This is a genomic window from Phytohabitans rumicis (genome assembly GCF_011764445.1).
GTDB classification, from domain to species: Bacteria; Actinomycetota; Actinomycetes; order Mycobacteriales; family Micromonosporaceae; genus Phytohabitans; species Phytohabitans rumicis.
In genome coordinates, this window is the sequence record NZ_BLPG01000001.1 from 580,388 (window position 1) to 601,286 (window position 20,899).

Annotated in this window: 21 protein-coding genes; 10 read left to right on the forward strand and 11 right to left on the reverse strand. The window is 69.7% G+C overall.

Annotated features, from left to right (window positions below; translation table 11 throughout):
• Window positions 1-9: 9 nt before the first annotated feature.
• A complete protein-coding gene (locus Prum_RS02520) occupies window positions 10-1,875 on the reverse strand; it encodes an arabinofuranosyltransferase (protein ID WP_173073604.1) in 1,866 nt (621 codons plus the stop codon).
• Window positions 1,876-1,940: 65 nt separating this feature from the next.
• Window positions 1,941-2,675 carry a winged helix-turn-helix transcriptional regulator gene (locus Prum_RS02525; RefSeq protein ID WP_173073606.1) on the reverse strand — a complete coding sequence of 245 codons (735 nt, stop codon included), beginning with the start codon at window positions 2,673-2,675 and terminating at the stop codon, window positions 1,941-1,943.
• A 122-nt stretch (window positions 2,676-2,797) separates the two neighbouring features.
• Here Prum_RS02525 and Prum_RS02530 point away from each other — a divergent pair, with 122 nt between their 5' ends.
• Window positions 2,798-3,880, forward strand: a complete 1,083-nt coding sequence (locus Prum_RS02530) for an S-(hydroxymethyl)mycothiol dehydrogenase (RefSeq protein WP_173073608.1) — start codon at window positions 2,798-2,800, stop codon at window positions 3,878-3,880.
• Window positions 3,880-4,509 (forward strand): MBL fold metallo-hydrolase, encoded by a 630-nt coding sequence (locus Prum_RS02535; protein WP_173073610.1) that lies wholly within the window; start codon window positions 3,880-3,882, stop codon window positions 4,507-4,509. Before Prum_RS02530 ends, Prum_RS02535 begins: the two co-directional genes overlap by 1 nt.
• An 11-nt stretch (window positions 4,510-4,520) precedes the next feature.
• Here Prum_RS02535 and Prum_RS02540 read toward each other — a convergent pair whose 3' ends face one another.
• Window positions 4,521-5,471: an ankyrin repeat domain-containing protein gene (locus tag Prum_RS02540; protein WP_173073612.1), complete on the reverse strand. Its 951-nt coding sequence runs from the start codon at window positions 5,469-5,471 to the stop codon at window positions 4,521-4,523.
• A gap of 107 nt (window positions 5,472-5,578) precedes the next feature.
• Between Prum_RS02540 and Prum_RS02545 the strand changes: the two genes are divergently transcribed.
• Entirely contained in the window at window positions 5,579-6,445 is an 867-nt protein-coding gene (locus Prum_RS02545; RefSeq protein WP_173073614.1) for an alpha/beta fold hydrolase, read from the forward strand.
• Here Prum_RS02545 and Prum_RS02550 read toward each other — a convergent pair.
• From Prum_RS02550 to Prum_RS02560, 3 genes are read right to left on the reverse strand one after another with little or no spacing between them, the layout of a single operon-like run.
• Window positions 6,414-6,926, reverse strand: coding sequence for an aspartate carbamoyltransferase (locus Prum_RS02550; protein WP_173073615.1), 513 nt, complete (start codon window positions 6,924-6,926; stop codon window positions 6,414-6,416). The two genes, Prum_RS02545 and Prum_RS02550, sit on opposite strands and share 32 nt — an antisense overlap.
• Window positions 6,913-7,350, reverse strand: coding sequence for a MarR family winged helix-turn-helix transcriptional regulator (locus Prum_RS02555; RefSeq protein ID WP_173073617.1), 438 nt, complete (start codon window positions 7,348-7,350; stop codon window positions 6,913-6,915). The genes Prum_RS02550 and Prum_RS02555 overlap by 14 nt, the downstream gene beginning before the upstream one ends.
• Window positions 7,351-7,386: 36 nt before the next feature.
• Window positions 7,387-7,986 (reverse strand): TetR/AcrR family transcriptional regulator, encoded by a 600-nt coding sequence (locus Prum_RS02560; protein ID WP_218576964.1) that lies wholly within the window; start codon window positions 7,984-7,986, stop codon window positions 7,387-7,389.
• 269 nt (window positions 7,987-8,255) lie between these two features.
• On the opposite strand from Prum_RS02560, the gene Prum_RS02565 reads away from it, so the two are divergent.
• Window positions 8,256-9,473: an MFS transporter gene (locus Prum_RS02565; RefSeq protein ID WP_218576965.1), complete on the forward strand. Its 1,218-nt coding sequence runs from the start codon at window positions 8,256-8,258 to the stop codon at window positions 9,471-9,473.
• Window positions 9,470-10,783, forward strand: coding sequence for a GNAT family N-acetyltransferase (locus Prum_RS02570; RefSeq protein WP_173073619.1), 1,314 nt, complete (start codon window positions 9,470-9,472; stop codon window positions 10,781-10,783). Before Prum_RS02565 ends, Prum_RS02570 begins: the two co-directional genes overlap by 4 nt.
• 24 nt (window positions 10,784-10,807) lie before the next feature.
• Here Prum_RS02570 and Prum_RS02575 read toward each other — a convergent pair whose 3' ends face one another.
• The 3 genes from Prum_RS02575 to Prum_RS02585 are packed head-to-tail and all read right to left on the reverse strand — an operon-like array spanning window position 10,808 to window position 14,164.
• Entirely contained in the window at window positions 10,808-11,860 is a 1,053-nt protein-coding gene (locus tag Prum_RS02575) for a Gfo/Idh/MocA family protein (RefSeq protein ID WP_246277599.1), read from the reverse strand.
• Window positions 11,861-11,879: 19 nt separating this feature from the next.
• Window positions 11,880-12,332, reverse strand: a complete 453-nt coding sequence (locus Prum_RS02580; protein WP_173073623.1) for a Rossmann-fold NAD(P)-binding domain-containing protein — start codon at window positions 12,330-12,332, stop codon at window positions 11,880-11,882.
• 41 nt (window positions 12,333-12,373) lie between these two features.
• Window positions 12,374-14,164: a PLL family lectin gene (locus tag Prum_RS02585; protein WP_173073625.1), complete on the reverse strand. Its 1,791-nt coding sequence runs from the start codon at window positions 14,162-14,164 to the stop codon at window positions 12,374-12,376.
• 188 nt (window positions 14,165-14,352) lie between these two features.
• Between Prum_RS02585 and Prum_RS02590 the strand changes: the two genes are divergently transcribed.
• The 5 genes from Prum_RS02590 (at window position 14,353) to Prum_RS02610 (ending at window position 18,556) form a co-directional block, all read left to right on the forward strand.
• On the forward strand, window positions 14,353-15,081 hold the full coding sequence (locus Prum_RS02590; protein WP_173073626.1) for an eCIS core domain-containing protein: 729 nt from the start codon (window positions 14,353-14,355) through the stop codon (window positions 15,079-15,081).
• Window positions 15,082-15,140: 59 nt separating this feature from the next.
• Window positions 15,141-15,404 carry a hypothetical protein gene (locus Prum_RS02595; protein WP_173073627.1) on the forward strand — a complete coding sequence of 88 codons (264 nt, stop codon included), beginning with the start codon at window positions 15,141-15,143 and terminating at the stop codon, window positions 15,402-15,404.
• 433 nt (window positions 15,405-15,837) lie between these two features.
• A complete protein-coding gene (locus Prum_RS02600; protein ID WP_173073628.1) occupies window positions 15,838-16,227 on the forward strand; it encodes a peptidoglycan recognition protein family protein in 390 nt (129 codons plus the stop codon).
• Window positions 16,128-17,909, forward strand: coding sequence for a glycoside hydrolase domain-containing protein (locus Prum_RS02605; protein ID WP_246277600.1), 1,782 nt, complete (start codon window positions 16,128-16,130; stop codon window positions 17,907-17,909). Before Prum_RS02600 ends, Prum_RS02605 begins: the two co-directional genes overlap by 100 nt.
• Window positions 17,910-17,917: 8 nt before the next feature.
• Window positions 17,918-18,556, forward strand: coding sequence for a hypothetical protein (locus tag Prum_RS02610; protein WP_173073629.1), 639 nt, complete (start codon window positions 17,918-17,920; stop codon window positions 18,554-18,556).
• Between the two features lie 341 nt (window positions 18,557-18,897).
• Here Prum_RS02610 and Prum_RS02615 read toward each other — a convergent pair whose 3' ends face one another.
• Window positions 18,898-20,019: a transposase gene (locus Prum_RS02615; RefSeq protein WP_503826939.1), complete on the reverse strand. Its 1,122-nt coding sequence runs from the start codon at window positions 20,017-20,019 to the stop codon at window positions 18,898-18,900.
• A gap of 74 nt (window positions 20,020-20,093) precedes the next feature.
• A complete protein-coding gene (locus Prum_RS02620) occupies window positions 20,094-20,894 on the reverse strand; it encodes a M15 family metallopeptidase (protein ID WP_246277601.1) in 801 nt (266 codons plus the stop codon).
• Window positions 20,895-20,899: the final 5 nt, after the last annotated feature.

Consider the following 20,899-nt stretch of genomic DNA (forward strand, 5'->3'; position numbering starts at 1 on the left):
GGCGGCGGATCAGCGGCGGACGACGACGACCACGCTGCCCAGGTCCGTCAGGTCGAAGCTCGACGGATCGAACGCCGTCCGCGGGAACCGGACCGACCGGTACTTGAGACCGGACGGGAACGCGTCGTCGCGGTACGTGAAGTGGAGGGTGTCCCCGTTGTCGGTCAGCACGAACGCGTCGATGCGGTCGAATCGGTTCTGCGCCGAGAGCCGCGCGAACTCCCGCGGGGAGGCGGCAGCCAGGCGGTCGAGGAAGGCGATGCGGGCGTGGAATTCGCCGGCGGGGTGCGAGTAGTGCGCGTTCGGTTGGACGAACCCGTGATACGGGTACAGCGAGAGCACGTCGAAGCGTTCGGAGACGACTACCGGGTTTCCGGAGCCGGTGTACCGGGCCTCGATGGCATCGCGGATCGACGCGGTAGGCACGTCGGCCGGTTTGCTCTTGGCGCTGTGGTACGGCGGCAGCTGCCCGTCCGGCAGCGGCTGGCTGTGGGCCTGCGGGATGTACGGGCTGGTCGCCACCGCGACCGTGAAGCCACGCGCGGCGAACAGCCCCAGCAGCACCGCCAGCAGAGCGGTCAGCGGCCGCACGTGCGCCGGGGAGAGGAGCTTCGGGGCCAGGGTAACCAGCCGCCCCAGCGCCAGTACGCCGGCGGTCACCAGGATGAGCGGGATGAGCGGAAGCCCACGGAACGTCAGCAGCGGCATGCCCAACAAGGCGGCGGGTAGGCCGATCACGTACCACGCGTAGGCCGCGGCGAGGAACACCAGCAGCGCGCGGGACAGCGGCTCGATGCGCGCGGTCAGCGCGAGGAAGGCCAGGCCCAGCAGGCAAAGACCGCCCTTGACGGTCGGTTCGATGAACGGCAACTCCGGGATGCCCGCCTGGTCCCAGAACCACCGGTTCGCGAGCGACTCCGACTCCCGCGCGCGGAGGATCGACACGCCCAGCGGCAGCCAGAAGACCGCCGAACCGGTCGCCGCGACGCCGAGTACGAGCGCGATCCGGCCCAGGCGGCGCCGGTCCACGCACCCCGTCCGGCGCCCCACCACCAGGTAGCAGACCAGCGCGATGGCCGCGATGAAGAAGAAGTAGTAATAGGTCATGAACAGCACCGCACCGATGAGCCCGAGCACGACCGGGCGCGGCGGCCGTAGCTGCGGCCTGGTCAGGCCGTGTACCGCGGCAAGCCACCAGGGTATGAAGGCCGCGAGGGTGATCCAGGCGTACGGCTCGTAGAAGTTCTCGACGACCAGCGGCACGCCCGCCAGCAGGGCGGCAACCCGGGGTGGGACGATCCACCGCCACAGCAGGTAGGCCACCAGCGGCACGGCCATCGCGGCCGCGACGTTGCCGTATTTGATCATGTGCCAGGGCTCGATGCCCCCGAGGTCCGCGGTGCGTCCCAGCAGCCAGAAGTACGCGGGCGCGTAAAAGGCGGGCAGCCCGTGGTAGGTGAAATCGGCCAGCTGCCATCCGTCGGCGAACCGGGTCACCGACTCGGTACGGAACGTGGCGTCGCCTTGCAGGCCGTTCGGCCCCCACGGCGTTCCCTTGAGCATGCCGAGCAGCGAGAACGAGGCGACGCCGCCGAACAGTGCCGGGATCACATCGGCGTCCCAGGTCCAGCCCCGCCGATGCGCCCACCACACGAGCCCGGCGCCGACCAGCACCGTGATGAGGACGACCAACTCCAGGCTGTACCGGAAGAACCCGTCCAGCGGATCGCCGGACGGCAACGCCGCGACCGCCCCGACTACGACGCAGAACACGACCCCGGCAAAGGCCGCCGGCCGGGCCGAGACCGCCACGCGGCGCAGCCAGTCCCAGCGGCCGCGGGCCGCCGGCTCAACGACCTCCGCCGCCAACGCCAACCCGGGCCTCCCGCCGTCGCAAGTGACCCGAATCGGTCACCTGCCACAGGAACGACCCAGAATTCCTAGAGTGACGTCATGAGTTCCGGCACCGGTTCGTCGACCAGTGCCTGAGCTTGAGCGCGGGGGTGCAGCACGAGTTTGTACCCGACCTGCCGAACCGTGCCGATCATCGACTCGTACTCGCTGCCCAGCTTCGCGCGCAGCCGCCGTACGTGCACGTCGACGGTGCGGTGGCCGCCGAAGTAGTCGTATCCCCACACCTCCCGCAGCAACTGATCGCGGGTGAACACCCGACCCGGATGCTGCGCGAGGAACTTCAGCAGCTCGAACTCCTTGTACGTCAGATCGAGCGGCTGACCCTTGAGCCGCGCAGCGTACGTACCGGGATCGATGGAAAGGTCGCCGCAGGCGACCAGCGCACCGCCGGCGCCGCCGGCCTGGCCCGCCAGCCGACTCACCGTCAGCCGCAGCCGCGCTTCCACCTCGGCCGGGCCGGCGGTCGCCAGCACCACGTCATCGAGTCCCCAGTCCACGGAGACCCCGACCAGGCCAACCTCCTCCACCACGGCCAGCAGCGGCACCCGCAGACCCGTGGTCCGCAGCAACCGGCAGACGCCCCGCGCCTCGACCAGCATGCGCCGGGCGTCCACCAGCACGACATCGGGTTCAGGACCGGATATCAGGGCGGACACGTCATGGTTGGCGACGCGCACAGCATGCGGCAGCAGGTCGAGTGCGGGAAGCACCCGGCGTGCGGACTCAGCAGCGGACTCGGCGGTCAGTACCAGGATCTCCACGCGCTCCCACCTTTCAGCCAGCTGGGAGAGTCCAGCTACCCGCCAGCGTCCAGCGGTAATGTTTCGTCTTCGGTAATCGCATGTTTCTGCCCGCACGCAGTGACGGACTAAGGAGAACTGGGATGGCACATGAGGTCCGCGGGGTCGTGGCCCGCGCGAAGGGCGCGCCGGTCTCGGTCGAGACGATCCTGGTCCCCGACCCCGGACCTGGTGAGGCGCTGGTGCAGGTCCAGGCGTGCGGGGTCTGCCACACCGACCTGCACTACCGGGAGGGTGGGATCAACGACGACTTCCCCTTCCTGCTCGGTCACGAGGCGGCCGGCGTCGTGGAGGCGGTGGGTGCCGGCGTCACCGGGGTCCAACCCGGCGACTTCGTCATCCTGAACTGGCGCGCGGTGTGCGGGCAGTGCCGGGCCTGCCTGCGCGGGCGGCCGTGGTACTGCTTCGCCACCTTCAACGCGACGCAGAAGATGACCCTCGCCGACGGCACCGCGCTGTCACCGGCGCTGGGGATCGGCGCGTTCGCCGAGAAGACCCTGGTCGCGGCCGGCCAGTGCACCAAGGTGCCGCCGGTGCGGGCGGCAGCGGTCGGGCTGCTCGGCTGCGGCGTGATGGCCGGACTCGGCGCGGCGATGAACACCGGCGGGGTGAGCCGGGGCGACTCGGTCGCGGTGATCGGCTGCGGCGGCGTCGGCGACGCCGCCATCGCGGGCTCCCGGCTGGCTGGCGCGTCGAAGATCATCGCCGTCGACGTGGACGATCGCAAGCTCCAGTGGGCCGCGCAGTTCGGCGCCACCGACACCGTGAACGCCAAGCAGACGGACCCGGTGGAGGCGATCCGCGAATTGACCGGCGGGTTCGGCGCCGACGTGGTGATCGACGCGGTCGGCCGGCCGGAGACCTGGAAGCAGGCGTTCTACGCCCGCGATCTGGCCGGCACCGTCGTGCTGGTCGGCGTACCCACGCCGGAGATGACGCTGGAGCTGCCCCTGCTCGACGTGTTCGGCCGCGGCGGCTCGCTGAAGTCCTCCTGGTACGGCGACTGCCTGCCCTCCCGGGACTTCCCCATGCTCGTCGACCTGTACCAGCAGGGGCGGCTCGACCTGGACGCCTTCGTCTCCGAGACGATCCCGCTGGACGACGTGGAAAAGTCGTTCGAGCGGATGCACGCCGGCGACGTGCTGCGTTCGGTGGTGGTGTTCTGATGGGCGCCAGCATCGAGCGGGTCGTGACCTCGGGCATGTTCGCCCTCGACGGCGGCGAGTGGGAGGTGGACAACAACGTCTGGCTGGTCGGTGACGACCGGGAGGTCCTGGTCGTCGACGCCGCGCACGACGCCACCGCGATCGCCGCGGCCGTCGGTGACCGCCGGGTCGTCGCCATCGTCTGCACGCACGCGCACAACGACCACGTCAACGCCGCGATAGAGCTGGCCCGGGCCACGGGCGCCGAGATTCACCTGCACCCGCACGACGAGGTGCTGTGGAAGCTGGCCCACCCCGACCATGTGCCGGACCGGCCACTGGCCGACGGAGACACCTTCACCGTCGCCGGCACCCGGTTGCGTGTGCTGCACACACCCGGCCACGCGCCCGGCGCGATCTGCCTGTACGCCCCCGATCTCGGTGCGCTGTTCTCCGGGGACACCCTCTTCGCCGGCGGGCCCGGCGCCACCGGCAGGTCGCACAGCGACTTCGGCACGATCATCGATTCGATCCGCGACCGGCTGCTCGTCCTGCCCGCGGACACGGTCGTGTACACGGGTCACGGCGACGCCACCACCATCGGCGACGAGGCGCCACACCTCGATGAATGGATCGCGCGCGGTGCGTAGGGCAGGCGTGGCTATGGGGCGGTGACTGACCACCAGTCGCGAGCCGGCAGTCGCACCCACCGGTCCGGAGGTCCGGTGAACGGACGGGCGTCGGCGGGCCGCACGTCGGCATAGGCGCAGCAGTACGCGACGGCGTCCTGGTACAGGTACGTGCGCAGGACCTCGTCGGCGGGTGCGTCGGCGGCGCACCAGCCGCCGCCCGGGTTCAGGTCCCAGCCGGTGATGACACCGTCCACGGTGCTGCTGATCTGGTTGCCGCTTTTCGGGTTGGCGTACATCGCGTAGCAGACCGTGCCGGCCGACAGCAGCAGCCCGACGAGCGGCATGGAGGCGCCGTAGGCCCACGGCTGGCTCACCACGCAGCCGCCGGGCACGTCGGTGACGCCGAGCGTCCGTATGGAGTCGTCGTCGTCGCTGTCCCACATGTCCTCGACGTCAACGCCCTCGACGGCGCTGGCGTCGAGGCGCCGCACCGCCTCGTTCGCGTCCACACCCGACACGCACGCGAGGCTATGGCCGTCGTCGTCGAGGTCGCGCAGGGCGTCGATGAGACGGCGGGCTTCACCGACGGCGGCGGCCTCCGGCGGCGAAAGCTCGGCCCCTGCCGGGAAGAGGTCAGGGACCGGGCCGGCCAGGCTCAACCGTGCCGGGGACCAGCCGGCCATCATCGGCCGCCAAGGGTCCGCGCCCGCGGCGACCAGCGCGCGGGCGTTGTCCGGCCGGTTGGCGTTGACGGCGACCCACAGCGCGGTGCGCCCGTCCTGCTCGGCGTCCACATCGTCGACGAGCCGGGCCAGCTCCGTCACCACCTCGGCCGAGCCCTGCTCCGCCGCCGCGTGCAGCGGCCTGCCACCGCCGCGCCCCAGCGTGTTCGGATCGGCGCCGGCCGCGAGCCTGGCCCGCACCGCCGTGACCTCCGACCAGGACTGCCAGCCCATCCGTGACCAGTCGACGTCCGCCATGCCCGCTCCTCCCCGTGCCGTCCGGAACCGGACCAGCGTAGGGGAACGGTCCGATTGTGTCCTGCCGCCTACGACAGACCGCTCCCCGGGCCGCGAGACTGTCCACCATGAACGACGTGGTGGTGACCGACGACAACTGCCGCCTGTGGGCCCAGCAGACAGGACAGGGGCCACCCGTGCTGCTGTGTCACGGCGGTCCGGGCCTGTGGGACATATTCGGCGACCTGGCCCAGATGCTGGCCGGCACGGCCCGGGTCATCCGCTGGGATCAACGAGGCTGCGGCCGCTCCGAACACCGCGGCCCCTACACCGTCTCCCAGTCGATCGCGGACCTGGACGCCGTCCGCCAGCACCTCGCCGGGCCTCAGACGGTCCTGCTCGGCCACTCCTGGGGCGCCACACTCGCGCTGCGTTACGCGCTGCGACACCCCGACCGGGTCAGCAAACTGATCTACGTGTCCGGCACCGGCATCGACCCCGTACCAACCTGGAACCCGGTCTACAAGCAGAAGCTGCGGGACCGGCTCGGCAAGCACCTGCACCGGTGGGACGAGCTCGACGGCCGTGCTCGCACACCCGCCGAGGACAGGGAGATGGCCGTACTGCAATGGACGGCCGACTTCGCCGACGACCGCCGGGCGCTCGAACTCGCCAAGCGGATCGCCACACCGTGGTTCGACATCAACGTCGACTGCAACGCCAAGCTCAACGCGGAGGCCAAGCAGTACCTGGCCGAAAACGACGTCGCTGCCCAATGCCGGACGCTGGACATCCCCACGCTGGTCATCCACGGCGCCGAAGACATCCGTCCACCCTGGGCCGTGGACTCCCTGCACCACGCCCTGCCGCGATGCCAACGACGGACCATCGCGCACGCCGGGCACCTGCCCTGGGTCGAGGACGCCGACACGTTCCGCACGACGGTCAGCGAATTCCTGGCTCTTAACGGGTGGCGTGCGCGCCGTGGTCGCTGACCTGGGCGTCGAACCAGGCGTGCAGCGCGTCAACCAGTTCCGGCACCGTGGTGGTGTACGTGACACGTCCCCCGTCCGGCGTGCTCTCCTGGCCGATGGTGATTCGCCCAGCATGTCCGCGCAGTGCCTGTAGGCCAGGCATCTGGTTGCCGTGAATAGCGGCGGGATCGGTGAAGTCGCCGCGCCGGAAGTGGTCCACCTCTTCTGCCAGGTGCTGCCGGATGAGAGTGATCTGAGCGGTGTCCCGCGGGTCGTCGGCGACCACGGTCTGCACGCCGCCGCTGTCCGTCTTGGTGAACTGATGTGTGGTGCGGTCCAGGTCGAACGGCATGACCGACGCGCCCCGCTCGGCGACCTCGTCCTGCCGGCTGGCGGCGCCCGATGTCGACGAGTCGTCGCCGCAACCGCCGCTGAGCGCGGCGACCGCGGCGGCCACCAAGAGCAGCGCCCAGCGGGCACGGGGGCGGTCAAGACGGTTCATCAGCGGCCTCTGCAAGGGTCTGCAGCGCACGCACCACGGCAGCGCGCTGGTCGTCAGGAATGCGGTCGAGTAGCGCGGTCAGCCGGTCGCGGCGCGCGTCGGCCTGTCGAGCCGAAGCGGTGGCCCCGGACTCGGTGAGCACCAGCAGGACGCCGCGTCCGTCACCGTCGGCGGCCTGCCGGTGCACCCAACCCCGACCGACCAGGTTGCCGACCAGACGGCTGACGGTGCTCTTCTCCAACCGCAACCGGCGAGCCAACTCCACTTGACGGATCCGCCCCTCCCGAGCGATCTCCACCATGGCGTGTGCCTCCGAGACTGGAAGCGGCTGCCCGCACGGAGTGCGGTCGGGCTGATGGAGGCCGAAGTTACGGACGAACCGCATCAGGGCCTCCTGCGCCGCGTCCGTCTCTCCATCCCGCATAGTTCGATCATACAACCAGATGGTTCGACGATACAACTAATTCCCAGTGCGGGCCGGCGGGACCACACAGACGGCCAAGGCCATCTCGGCGACGAAACGCGCGGCGTCGGCCGCGTCGAGTCGCCCGGTCGCGACATCGGTTGCCGCGCCGTGCAAGACGTGGTGCAGGACGCTGGCCAGCAGCTCGGCCGGAACGTCGGCCCGGAAGACGCCTTCGGTCTGGCCGCGGCGGATCAGGTCATGAACCCGCTGCTCGGGCTTGGCGTGCAGTTCGTGCACGCGGCCGGGCGGCAGGCTGGCCTGCGCCGCTTGCAGGACCGAGGCGGCTTGGGCGATCAGCAGCCAGCCGGATTCCATGAGCGCCCGCAGCCCGTCGCGGGGATCGCCGGTGAGGTCGACGGCCTCCAACACCTCGTCGCCCTGGGCCAGCAGCCGGATCAACGCGGCTTCGACCAGGGCCTCCCGGGACGGGAAGTGTCCGTACAGGGTCACCCTGCCGACCCCCGCCTCCCGCGCGATGTCGTTCATGCTCGCGTCGGCGCTTCGCCCCAGGCAGGTCACGGCCGCTCGCACGATCTTTTCGGCGTTCTGCCGCGCGTCCGCCCGACGGGCCGGCCTGGTAGCGGAGTGAGCCACGCAACGTCCTTAAGTCAAACAGCGGTTGTACGAGTTACAGTACCCGAGCATAACTTGAACACACCCTGTACGACTTAGTTCGGAGGCGAGCCCGTGTCCGAGTCCATGACCACGACCACCTCGACCCGCAGCCCAGATCCGCGACGCTGGCGAATCCTCGGGTTGGTCGGCATCGCACAGCTCATGCTCATCCTCGACGTCACCGTCGTCGCGATCGCCCTGCCGCACATGGGGCGGACCTCGACCTGCCCCGCGAAACCCTCACCTGGGTGGTCAGCGGCTACACGCTCGCGTTCGGCGGCCTACTGCTGCTCGGCGGCCGCGCCGCCGACCTGTTCGGCGCCCGCCGGCTCGTCCTGGCCGGTCTGCTGCTGTTCGCGGCGGCATCCTTGACCGCCGGCCTGGCCACCACCGGACCGATGCTCCTGACCGGCCGGGTCGCGCAAGGTATGGCCGCCGCCCTGCTCTCCCCGGCGGCGCTGTCGCTCATCGTCACGATCTTCGACGGCGACGAGCGCAACCGCGCACTCGGCATCTGGTCCGCTCTGGGCGGCAGCGGCGCCGCACTCGGCGTCCTCCTCGGCGGGCTGCTCACCGCCGGGCCGGGCTGGGCATGGATCTTCTACATCAACGTCCCAGTCGGGCTCGCGCTGCTCTTCACACTCCGGTCATACCTGCCGGCGGGAGCGGCGCCCGCGGGTAGGGCCACCCTCGACTTTCCCGGCGCGGCCCTGGTGACCGCTGCCACCGCGGCCCTGATCTACGCCCTGATCAGGGCCGGCGACCACGGCTGGGCAACCTGGACAACCGCCGCGCTGCTCCTGGCATCGGCGCTCCTCTACGCCGCCTTCGCGGCGCGTCAGCGCCTGGCCGCGAGCCCACTGATGAACCTGCGGCTGCTGACCCGCAGGCCCGTGGTGGTCGGCATCCTGCTGATCCTCGTCGCCACCGCACTCATGATCATGATGTTCTTCCTCGGCACCTTCGCCCTGCAGGAGCACCACGGCTACGGCGCGCTGACCACCGGTCTCCTCTTCCTGCCCGTCGCGCTGTCGACCATGCTCGGCGCCAACCTGGCCGGGCGCGTCATCGGCCGCACCGGCCCCCGCACCCTCGCGGTGACCGGGCTCACCGTCGCCGCCGCCGGCCTGGCCGTCCCCGCGATCTGGAACGGCGCCGCCGCCATGGTGGCCGGCATGACGGTCGCGGCTGCCGGCACCGGGTCGCTGTTCGTGGTGGCGTCCGCCACCGCGCTCGGGCAGGTAGCGGCGCACGAGGCCGGCCTGGCCTCCGGAATCGTCAGCACCTTCCACGAGTTCGGCGCCTCACTCGGCGCAGCCGTCGCATCCAGCGTCGCCGCCGCCAGCATCGCCGGCACCGGCACGGGCGGCTTCTCGCGCGGCTTCACCACCGGTGCGATCGTTGCTGTTGTCGCTGCCCTGGCCGCGCTGGTCGGCACACCGGGTTCCCGAGGAGACAAGGTATGACAAGGGAAAACGACCGTTACGCCGTCCGGCCGGGCCGAGCCTGTGACGCCACCGAGCTCGCTCGCCTGCACGCATCGGTCCAGCTTCAGGCGGCGACCGGCGGGCAACCGCACCCCGGCATCGCCGCCTGGGTCGAAGACCTGCTGGCCGGTCACCCCTCAGTCGTACCCGAGGACTTCCTCGTCGCCGAGGAGGCGGCCACCGGCCGCCCGGTGGCCAGCCTCGTGGGGCTGCGGCAGGACTGGCACCTGGGCGGGGTCCGGCTGCCGGTAGCCCAGATCGAACTGGTCGGCACGGCGCCGGAGCACCGCGGGAACCAACTCACCGAACGGCTGTTTGCCGCACTGCACCAGCGGTACGCAGCCAGCGGTGTGCCGGTCCAGATCATCGAGGGGATCCCCTACTTCTACCGGCGGCTCGGCTACGACTACGCCCTGGCGAACGATGGCGCTCCGACGGTGCCCGCCACCGCCCTGCCGACCAGCTCCGGCGGCAGCCTCACGGTGCGCCCCGCCACCGTCGCCGACGCGGACGCCCTCGCCGGCATCGACCGGCGGCTCGCCGACGGGGACGCCCTGGTCTGCCCGAGAGACGCCGACGTGTGGCGGTACGAGATAGCCGGGCGCCGTCCGGCGGACATCGCCCGACGCGCGGTCGCCGTCCTGGTACACGACACCGAACTACAGGGATACCTGGTCCACACGCCCCGGCCCTCCCCCGCCGGAGAGCTGACCGTGGTCGCGGCGGCCTGCACGCGACCGGCCGACTGGTCGCAGGCCGCCGCCGCCATGCACGCATACCTCGGCCATACCGGCCGCGGTTGCGAGACATCGGCGGGCCAGCCATTCGCCGCCGTACGCCTCCTCCTCGACCCGAACCACCCACTGGCCAGGCTCGGCCCGCCCGGCGTACCAAGGCGCCCCAGAGGCTGGTACGTCCGTACCGGCGACCCCGTCGACCTGCTCGCCCGGCTACAACCGCTACTGCGGGCCCGCTGGCAAGCAGCCGACCTGCGATGGCCCGAGCCAACGCTGACCATCGACACCTACGGCCGCGCCGCCCGACTGGAGTTCACCGACGGCGAGCTGACGGCAGTGACTGCCGTACGCGGCACCGTCAGCCCATCCACCGACCCCCATACCCACGCCGCCGTCCCGCCCGGCGCGCTGCTCCACCTGACCCTCGGCCACCGCGCCCTGCCCGAAGTGCTCGACAGCTGGCCGGACTGCCTCCTCCGCGACCGCCGCACCGAACACTTCCTCACGGCGGCGTTCCCACACGTACCGGTCCGGGTCTGGCCCCTCAACTGAAGAACCGCTCCAGCGCCTCGTGCGTCATAGCGTCACCGCCACTGCGTCGCGGGCCGAACGGCGGGCCGCCTCGAGCACGTCGAGGGCGGCGGCCGCCTCCAGCGCGGTCACCGGGTTGGGACCGTCGTCGTTGAGGGCCCTGGTCAGGGCCGCATAGTACGCGGGGTAGTCGCCCGGGAGGGTCGGTACGGGGCTGCCGCCGCCGGTCAGCGGGGACTCGCCGGAGCCGAGGCGACCCCACGCCGACTCGGCTTCCCGTCCCCAGTTCCGCCCCGGGCGCTGGCCATCGCGCAGGGCCTGCTCCTGGGGATCGAGGCCGTACTTGACGTAACCCGCCCGTGAGCCCAGGACCCTGAAGCGCGGGCCGAGTTGGGCGGCCGTCGCCGAAAGGTACAGGTGGGAGCGGACGCCGCTGGCGTGCGTGAGCGCGATGAAGGTGTCGTCGTCGGTCTCGGCGCCGGGGCGGCGGATGTCCGACTCGGCGTAGACCTGCGTGGCGGGGCCGAACAGGACGAGGGCCTGATCGACGACGTGGCTGCCCAGGTCGTACAGCAGACCTCCGATCTCCGCCGCGTCGCCGGATTCGCGCCAGCCGCCCTTCGGCCGCGGCCGCCACCGCTCGTACCGCGACTCGAACCGCCACACGTCGCCCAACGCGCCCTCGTCGATGAGCTTGCGGACGGTGAGGAAGTCGTTGTCCCACCGGCGGTTCTGGAACACGGACAGGAGCAGGCCGCGTTTGTCGGCGAGGGCGGCGAGGTCGCGGGCCTCGGCGGCCGTGCCCGCGATCGGCTTGTCGATGACGACCGGGAGGCCAACCCTGAGCGCGGTCGTGGCGAGCGGGACGTGCGTCTTGTTCGGGGAGGCGATGACGATCAGGTCGAGGTCGTCGGCCCGGTCGAAGAGCTCGTCGGGGGTCGCGGCGATGCGGACGTCCGGGTATTCGGCGCGTGCCTGGTCCTGCCGTTCCGGGTTGGCGGTGACCACCGTGTCGAGGGTGAGGCCCTCGGTGGCGGCGATCAGGGGCGCGTGGAAGACGGAGCCGGCGAGGCCGTAGCCGATCAAGCCAGTGCGCACAGATGTGCCAGTCATGGTCCTACTTTCGCAAAGCCGCGGCGTTACGTTCACACCAGGCGCGGAACGTGCCGGGTGGCCGGCCGGTGACGTTGCGGACGTCGTGGGTGAGCACGCCGGCTCGTCCGGTGCGGAACATGGTGTACAGGTTCTCGATCACCGGCCCCATCTGCCGGGGAAGGCCATGGGCGAGGCTGGCTTCGGCGTGCTCGTGCGGGGTGATCTCGACCAGCGAGATGGGCTTTTGGAGTACGTCGGCGAGGATCTCGACCTGCTCGCGGGTGGTCAGCGCTTCCGGGCCGCTGAGGATGTAGCCGTTCCCCTCATGACCGGGTTGGGTCAGGGTGACCGCGGCGACCGCGGCGATGTCGTCGCTGTCGACGCAGGGCATCCGGCCTTCTCCGCAGGGGTCGCAGACCGTGCCGGTCTGCTCGATCGAGTCCCGCCACGCCGAACTGCGCCTCGTGATGTTCACCGCCGCCCCGAGCACACCCGACGCTGACAAACGCGCGGTACTCAACGTCGTCGGCCTCCAGAGCATGACCGCCGCCGAGCAAGCGCCACATCGGGCCGGCAGCCATGCTGCCGGCCCGACGCTGGAGTCCAGACAGGGCTAGTTGGGCGTTGAGCGAACGGCGAAGGTAAGCGTGTAGTCGCCGCCGTCCCCTGGAACCGCAGCGACCGACGCGCCGTCCCGCCGGTCTCCGCCAGAATGACGTCGGCGGTTACGAGCCGCAGTTCCTGGCCCAGACCAACCCACTCATCCGTGCTGGGGCCACCGGTCGGGGTCTGCAGGGCGCCGTTGAACGCCTGCATGAGGAGGTTCACGCGGGTGGACCGATCGGTCACGTTGAGGCTGGCGAACAGAGCACTGTTGACCGATGCGGCAACCAGATTTCTCAACGCCTGCGCGTTACCGTCGTCCCACTCCATGAGGCCGACCAGGAAGATGGTGTCATCGGGATTCTGCAGCGAACGCGCTTCCCCGTTCAAGCCCCAAACCGGCTGGAACGGGACTTGGTGCGTCTCCTGCTCGTCAACGTCCTCGAACGCACCGTAGACGAATGCCCGGGACGCCGGAATGGGTAGCCCGAAGCCGCCCACGTTGACAGTGGAGCGCAGATCGATCGCAGCCACAATGATGTACGGCTCATCCGCGCCGGCCTCATCTGTCTCCGTGTGGCAGCGGAAGCTCTCCAAGGCGACGTTGATGGCCCGCCCCGAGGGCTGCGGCGGAATGGATCGCCAGTTGTCGTTGACACCGGACCAGTCCTGGCCCTCGTACCACCACGAGGTGTAGACACGCCCGTCGTTGCCCGTGATGAACAGGTCGATGCTGTTGGGCGACTTGCTGATGGCCTCGACCGGCGCGCCGGCGGGGAAGAACCCACCGATGGAACGCCAGTTGTCGTTGACACCGGACCAGTCCTGACCCTCGTACCACCACGAGGTGTAGACACGCCCGTCATGGCCCGTGATGAACAGGTCCAGATTGCCGGCATGGCGGGACGTCACACTGATCGGCGCGCCAGCGGGAAAGAACCCACCGATGGAACGCCAGTTGTCGTTGAGGCCAGACCACTCTTGGCCCTCGTACCACCACGAGGTGTAGACACGCCCGTCGTTGCCCGTGATGAACAGGTCGATGCTGTTGGGCGACTTGCTGATGGCCTCGACCGGCGCACCGGCCGGAAAGAACCCACCAATGGAACGCCAGTTGTCGTTGACACCGGACCAGTCCTGGCCCTCGTACCACCACGAGGTGTAGACACGCCCATCGTTGCCCGTGATGAACAGGTCCAGATTGCCGGCATGGCGGGACGTCACACTGATCGGCGCACCGGCGGGAAAGAACCCACCAATGGAACGCCAGTTGTCATTGACACCGGACCAGTCCTGACCCTCGTACCACCACGAGGTGTAGACACGCCCATCGTTGCCCGTGACGAACAGGTCCAGATTGCCGGCATGGCGCGACGCAACCGTGATCGGCGCACCGGGCGGAAAGAACCCGCCGATGGGCCGCCAGTTGTCATTGACACCGGACCAGTCCTGACCCTCGTACCACCACGAGGTGTAGACACGCCCATCGTTGCCTGTGACGAACAGGTCAATACTGTTGGGCGACTTGCTGATGGCCGCGACCGGCGCGTCCGGAGGGAAGAACCCGCCGATGGCGCGCCCGCCCGCCCAATCCGAACCCTGATACCACCACGAGGTAAAGACACGGCCGTTGTCACCGACATTGAACACATCAAGGTTGCCAGCATTTCTGCTTGTCACAGCAATACTACGCACGGCTCCCATGGTTCTCCACCACCTCAATCTACTGCAGGACATTGATTCCAGACGTAGACAGGCACCTTGTCGCGGCCCACGCTGACCCAAGACACATGCAAACACACAGCCCCGGCGTCTCGCAGTCGATCTGGGGTTCTCCTTGCCGCAGATGTAGCCTGGTGGATGTAGCGCCTGCCTCGGGGAGGAGGGCACCCGTGCACATCTGGTCGCGGCTGCAGCAGCCGGGTCGGTCCTCCCGGGGGGCGCAGGTCGCGGCGCAGAGTCCACCGGCCCTCGCCGGAGGTGGCCAGTCACTCGATCCGGCGACGCGCTCGCCCACGGAAGGGCGCTTCGGCTGGGATTTCAGCCGTATCAAGGTGCACGCGGATAGTCAGACCAAACCGCGAGTGCAGCGCAGCGGTGACGGCAATCTGTCGCGGTTGAACGAGATGCTCGATCGCCTGGACGTCCCGGAAGGGGAGGTGATTCGACTTCTCGGGGAGCTCACGTCCACCGAGAAACAGACCGTACTTTCCGATGTGAGCTACCGGGACAGAATGGTGGCGGCCCTGGCCAACAGTGAAATGGCCGACGCGGTTGACGCTCTGGGCGCCACACTCGCGGTCAAACTAGCCTGGATGGCGGCGGAGGGGACGTCCTACGACCTGGTGAAGCCGCGCATACAAGCAGCGCCAGCGGTAGAGCGCGGCGCGGTTCTCGGCGATCGCGTTCTTCTCGCCTCGTTGAGGGATGGGCTGTGGTGGTGGGACGACTTCGCCAAGTGCATGGAATTACTCGGGCGGACCGCTCCGGACGTTACCGCCCTGATTGCGAACAGCGAGGTGGAACGCGTCCTTGAGACCGCGTGGTTGAAGTCGAATCCTGGCGTGCGAGTTGTGCCGGTCCAGAAGTACATTCACGAGGAGGGGGATGGATATATCTGAACCTCATCACGAATGAGCTCGTTTTTCAGACCAAAGAGGGCGGCCCCGACTCGACTTCGTTGCGCCTGCCGCCCGCCGTCGAGGATTCGATCGTCGTCGGGGATTTTCATACCCACCCACAGCTCGGCCCTGACTTCCAGCGCCCGCCCAGCCCCGAGGACACCGAAACCGGAAAAGGCAACGGCGTCCCCGGCATCATCCGGACCGAAGAGAACGGCCAGCGAAAGTACTTCTTCTACGGGCCGCCCGTCAGGACGCATCTGGCCGGCGGAAAGTTCAGGGGATGGTCCTACCCAGGCGAGTCCGGGGGCGTGGCCCCCTAGCCGGTCAACCCCGAAACACCGGTGACCGCCGGATGCGGGTCGGGGCCCGTGCCGAGGTAGTAGCCCGCGGCGTAGCCTGCCGAGTACGACGATCGCGGTGATCAGTGCTGCCGCGGAAAGCAGTTTCGACATGAAGCTCCCACTCTCTGCCCCGTAGAAGAGTGCATGACTGCGGGCACTCAATCACACGCCGCTTTCAACCCTGCTTCATTCCTGCTTCAGCGATTTCACAAGATCGAACAATCGCGATTGACGACGGTGACGCCGTACTCTCGCGGTACCGGATCGCGCAGCGACCATCTGCGTCCACAGTGGTCACGCTGTCCGGTTCCATACGGGGAGTGGGGGACTCATGCCGATCACGCTTCAAAGCAGGGCGACCTGGGGGCAGTATGTGTCCGAGGATCGGCGGGATCATGCCTCCGCTCCCCCGGTGGCGAGCGCGAATCCCAGTTGGGATCCCGAGGGCGGAGTGTTCATCCACCACCGGGGTCCCGACGGCGACGGCTACGAGACCGACGAGGACTGCCGGCGCGACATCGCCGCCATCTATGAAGAGCACGTTGACGAGTTCGAGGGCGACATCGCCTACAACTTCATCGTCTGCCGGCACGGCAACATCTACATAGGACGGGGGTACCAGCGCGGCGAGGCGAACGCCGGCGAGGCCGGCGACGTCTTCGGCCTGGGCCGCAACGCGGGTTCTACTCCATCCTCGGCCTCATGCGCCTCAATCACACCGCCGACGAGACGATGCTGCGGGCGATCCGGAGCCTCATCCAGCACCTGCGCGAGGAGGCCCCGAAGCGGGCCGGCGTCATGATCCTGCCGCACTCGTACAACTACGACACCGAGTGCCCCGGCAACCTCACGATGTACGCCCAGCAGGGCTCCACGATCGACCCGGCCGTCGACTGGATCGGTCTGTCCGACATCTACGTCTTCGCCGTCCAGCGCTGGGTGAACGCCACCTACGCGACCGCGCCCGGCTACGTCCGGTGCCCCGAGAACGGGCGCACCGGCTGGTCCACGATGCTGGCGCTCACCCAGGGGCTCCAGCACGAGTTGGGCATCTCCCCGACCGTGCAGAACTTCGGCCCCGGCACATTCAACGCCGTCAAGGCGCGCGGCGTGCTGCCGATCCAGGAGTCCCAGCCCAACTTCATCCGGCTCTACAACAGCGCCCTGTGGTGCAAGGGCTACTGGGCCTCGCTCAACCTGGCACTGTGGAACGGCGACTCGCAGGCGTCCCTGGAAGCGCTCTACGGCCACGCCGGTCTGTCCTACAGCGACACGGCCCAGCGGAACGCGATGTGGCCGCACGTCGTCAAGGCACTGATGCGGATGGACCAGTTCCGGCTGGTGCCCAATGGGGACACCACGATCCAGACCATCCAGAAGCGGCTGAACCAGCGCTACGTCGCCAGCGTCGGCATCCCCGCGATGGGCCTGGTGCCGTGCGACGGGGTCTACGGCCGCGACGTCCAGCAGGGCTTCATGATGGCCATCCAGTACGAGATCGGGATCGCGCCGAGCTCGATCAACGGCTACTTCGGCCCCGGCACCCAGAACGGGCTGCGAACCGTCGGCTCCGGCACGCTCACCGGCAACCTGCGCTACCTGTTCCGCGCCGCGTGCTACTTCAACTCCCCCGTCATGCTGGGCACCCCGCAGGTGCCGCATGGACCGCTGCTGTACCGGCCCGACGACATCGGCACCGACACCGCCACCAGTACCCATCTGGAGTGGCTGCGCGCCTTCCAGCAGTTCTCGCAGATCCCGCAGACCCGCACCAACGACTACACGACGTGGGCCCAACTGCTGGTGTCCTCCGGCGACACCGGCCGGCCCGCCGGCGGATGTGACTGCATCACCGAGATCACCGCCGCCCGCGGGCAGGCGCTGTTCGCCGCCGGCTACCGGATCGTCGGCCGATACCTGGACGAGCACCTTCCGCCGACCGATCCCTACTTCCGCAACAAGGCGCTCAAGCCGGGCGAGCCGCAGGCCATCCTGAACGCCGGGCTGCGGCTGCTGCCGCTGTTCCAGTACAACGGCACGCAGCTATTCAATTTCACCTACCAGAAGGGGTACGACCAGGGCAAGATCGCCCACCAGAAGGCGGTCGAGCACCGGATACCCGCCGGCGCCTGCATCTATTTCGCCGTCGACTACGACGCCCTGGACATCGATATCGACAGCAGCATCAAGCCGTACTTCGAGGGCGTCAAAGTGGGCCTGGCCGAGCTGGGCAACCGCTACCAATTCGGCGTCTACGGCTCCCGCAACGTGTGCACGCGCGTCTCGGCAGACGTCGGCGCCCGGTGGTCGATGGTCGGCGGCATGTCCTGGGGCTACTCCGGAAACCTCGGCTTCCCGCTGCCGACGAACTGGGCGTTCAACCAGATCAGGGAGTACGAGTTCCAGCCGGGCTGGGGCCTGGACCACGATGTCTGGCGCGACAATGCCGACCCCGGCGTGTCCGCCCTCGAGCCCGGGGAATGAGGCAACCGATGATCACCCGACGCATCCTGCTCGGCGCCGCCGCCGGCGCCGGCGCGCTCGCCCTCACGCCGACCGCCGCGGCCGCGGCCGCGGCCAAGGTGTCCGCCAACGGCTGGCCCATCGACCCCACTGCCATCGCCACCTATCGGGTCGAAGGATCCGCGGCTTCGGTGGCGCTGCGGCGCGGCCCCGCCGCCGCGGTGCTGCTGCACATCGCGCGCCGCTGGCACTACGAGATCGCCCCGGTCGACACCGGTGAGGGCGGCGGCATCGCCGGCCACACCGCCCGCCGCGCGGTGCGCGCCGCCTTCGAGACCAACTACCTTTCCGGTACGGCGATCGCCCTGCACCCCACCGCCTATCCCGTGGGTGGCAGTGAGCGACTGTGGCCCCACCACGAGGCGATCGTGCGCGACATCCTGGTCGACTGCGCCGGCACGGTCGTCTGGGGCGGTGACCTGAGCCCGGCGACGGCCTCGCACTTCCACGTCGCGGCCGCTCCTCGCGACCGCGCCCTGGCCCGGGTCGCCGACCTGCTGGACCCCGGCGAGCATGCCGTGTTGGCGGCCCAGACGGCAGGGACGGTCGCCGACCCGGCGACGCCCGATCGCCGCGAGCGGGCCCGCCGCCTGCCCCGACCGCGCTAGTGCGGTGTCCACTAACGTTCGCCGGGTTTCCGGTGGGTGTTGTGGATCCTCGCCGGGTGGGCGAGCGACTCCCCACCACTGTGTGGTGGGGCGGGCCACCGCTGGCCAACTGATCCTCGCGCCGCCTGTGGTGCGGGTGGGCGGTGGGGGGTCACGCCGGGACTGGCCGGCACCGGGGAGGTGTCGGCCGGCTCGACGGTGCGTAACCACCCCAGGCAACACGACAGCCGCTGCCGCGGCTGCTGTTGTGGGGGTGGTGGGTCCGCCGCCCGGGGTGCGGGTGGCGATGCTGGCAGCCGCGACAAGGTCACGGTGCCCGGTCAAAGCACAGTGCGGGCAGGTCAGGACCCGCCCGGATGGTTTCGGGATCCGCCGCCGGCAGCCCGGGCAGGTGGACGAGGTGCCGCGTTCGTCGACGAGGTGAAGGTGATGCCGGCCACGGTGGCCTTGTCGGCCAGGATCCGGATCAGCTGCCCGATCTGCCATTGCCGAAGTCGCAGGTTGTGCCGGCGTCCGGCAGCTACCTGCAGGACGCCGCGGGGGTCGCCCATGTGCAGGGTGCCGACCCGCTGTCCGACCGCCCACGAGACCACGGTTTTGGCGGCCTCGTGCTGAGCCTGACGGACCCGCCGCGCATGCCGGCCGTCCACTGCCCGGGCCCGGCGTCGGTACTTACGCCACCGCCGGGAGCCGCGCTGCCCGCGCGTGGGTGCCCGGCCGGCGACCGCGCGACGGCGTTGTTTGGTATCGGCCAGATGCATACGGTGCTCGCCGCGGATCGCCCGCCCCGACACCAGCAAGGCTTGCCCGTCCGGGCCGGCGACCGCGTAGGGGTGGATGATGCCCAGGTCCACGCCGGCTGTCCGTGCTGGATCCGGTCCGCAACCGGGCTCGTACACGGTGACCGGAACCTCGGCAGTGACGTCCAGGAACAACCGCCCACCCTCGGCCAGCAAAGTCACGCTGCGGACCTGGTCGACCGGGTACGGCAACGACCGGGCCAGGCGCAGCCACAACGGCTGGCCGCCCCGGGCGGCCGGGATCCGCACCCGCCGGCCCCCGGGGTCCAGGGTGAAGGTGCCGTGATACCAACGCACCGGCACCAGACCACGCCTTCGTCGCGGAAACCGGGCCGCGGCGTCACCGCCACGGCGGCGTTTGGCAGCGGCGAACCAGGCATCGGAGAACCGGCGCAACACCGACCGGGCACCCGTACTGTCCAGCTCACCGAACACCCCCGGACCAGAAGCGGCCAACTCGCGGCACAACTCCTGATACGACGCCAACGGCGTGTCCCGCCGCTGCCTTCGCCAGGCGTTGAGCTCCAACACGCACGCCCACACATCACCGGCCGACCGCAACAACCCGAAACACCGACGTCGCTGCCCGACCGTCAACCGCAACCCAACCCGAGCCGTCCGATACACCACAGCCGGGACGGCGGGATCACGACGGCGTGGCATACCCGACAGCCAACACCACCCCTACGACACTTTCCGCGCAGCGGCCAACCCGGCAAACGATACTGGACACCGCACTAGCCGCCGGTGGCGGAGAAGTGCATGTAGTCCTTCAGTGATCGGTAGTTGCCGCCCCAGGGCCAGCCGATCGCGGCGAAGGCACGCACGGCCGGCCCGCCGGGCCGCACCATCCCGGGCCGCACATCGGCCCGGTCGAGGTACGCGGTGGCCAGCTCCGGCAGCACCACCCGGCCCTTGTGGTACGGGTTCTGGAACGGGTTGAGGTCCACGGCGAGCCCGTAGGCGTGCTGGGACCACACCGTGCTGCCTCGTACCGGCCGGCAGGCGAACGCCTCGGTGGTGTTGCCGTCGCCGGTCGGCGGCGCGTTCAGCTCGGCGAGGCTGGAGATCCGCATTCGCTCGATCGGGAAGTCGGCGGCGAACAGTTGCCTGAACACGGTGACGAGGTCGTCGGCTGCCCGCCTGTTCACCAGCAGCTCGCCGGTGTGGGCGCGCCCGTCGAAGCCGCGGAAGCCGACGGTGAGGTAGCGCAGGTCCGCTGCCGCCACCGGGCAGCCCTTGGTCCAACTGGACCGGGCGAGCACGCCGGCGGGCACCGCCTGCACGGTTGCGTGGAAGCGGCCATCGGGCGGCGGTGGCAGGTCGTCGACGGTGATGCGGGTGGTGGTCGGGCTCGGGGACTCGGCACGCGCGGTCGGCGACGGCGGCGGGGCGGTCGGGGCCGGCGGCGTTCCTGCCGGTTCGCTCGCTTTCGGGCCGGCCGGGCCCGCCGGGTCGCCGGAACAGCCGCCCAAGACGTAGCCGAGGCACACGGCCACGACCAGCAGGCCCGCCACCCGGGCGGTACCGCGCAGCACCATTT

What these genes read in the sequence shown, in the direction of transcription:
- Prum_RS02550 (WP_173073615.1), bottom strand. Translation starts at nt 6,926, where the DNA reads ATGAACCGTCTTGACCGCCCCCGTGCCCGCTGGGCGCTGCTCTTGGTG.
- Prum_RS02610 (WP_173073629.1), top strand. Translation starts at nt 17,918, where the DNA reads ATGATCACCCGACGCATCCTGCTCGGCGCCGCCGCCGGCGCCGGCGCG.
- Prum_RS02540 (WP_173073612.1), bottom strand. Translation starts at nt 5,471, where the DNA reads ATGGCGGACGTCGACTGGTCACGGATGGGCTGGCAGTCCTGGTCGGAG.
- Prum_RS02555 (WP_173073617.1), bottom strand. Translation starts at nt 7,350, where the DNA reads ATGCGGGATGGAGAGACGGACGCGGCGCAGGAGGCCCTGATGCGGTTC.
- Prum_RS02605 (WP_246277600.1), top strand. Translation starts at nt 16,128, where the DNA reads ATGCGCCTCAATCACACCGCCGACGAGACGATGCTGCGGGCGATCCGG.
- Prum_RS02570 (WP_173073619.1), top strand. Translation starts at nt 9,470, where the DNA reads ATGACAAGGGAAAACGACCGTTACGCCGTCCGGCCGGGCCGAGCCTGT.
- Prum_RS02615 (WP_503826939.1), bottom strand. Translation starts at nt 20,019, where the DNA reads ATGCCACGCCGTCGTGATCCCGCCGTCCCGGCTGTGGTGTATCGGACG.
- Prum_RS02535 (WP_173073610.1), top strand. Translation starts at nt 3,880, where the DNA reads ATGGGCGCCAGCATCGAGCGGGTCGTGACCTCGGGCATGTTCGCCCTC.
- Prum_RS02545 (WP_173073614.1), top strand. Translation starts at nt 5,579, where the DNA reads ATGAACGACGTGGTGGTGACCGACGACAACTGCCGCCTGTGGGCCCAG.
- Prum_RS02530 (WP_173073608.1), top strand. Translation starts at nt 2,798, where the DNA reads ATGGCACATGAGGTCCGCGGGGTCGTGGCCCGCGCGAAGGGCGCGCCG.
- Prum_RS02585 (WP_173073625.1), bottom strand. Translation starts at nt 14,164, where the DNA reads ATGGGAGCCGTGCGTAGTATTGCTGTGACAAGCAGAAATGCTGGCAAC.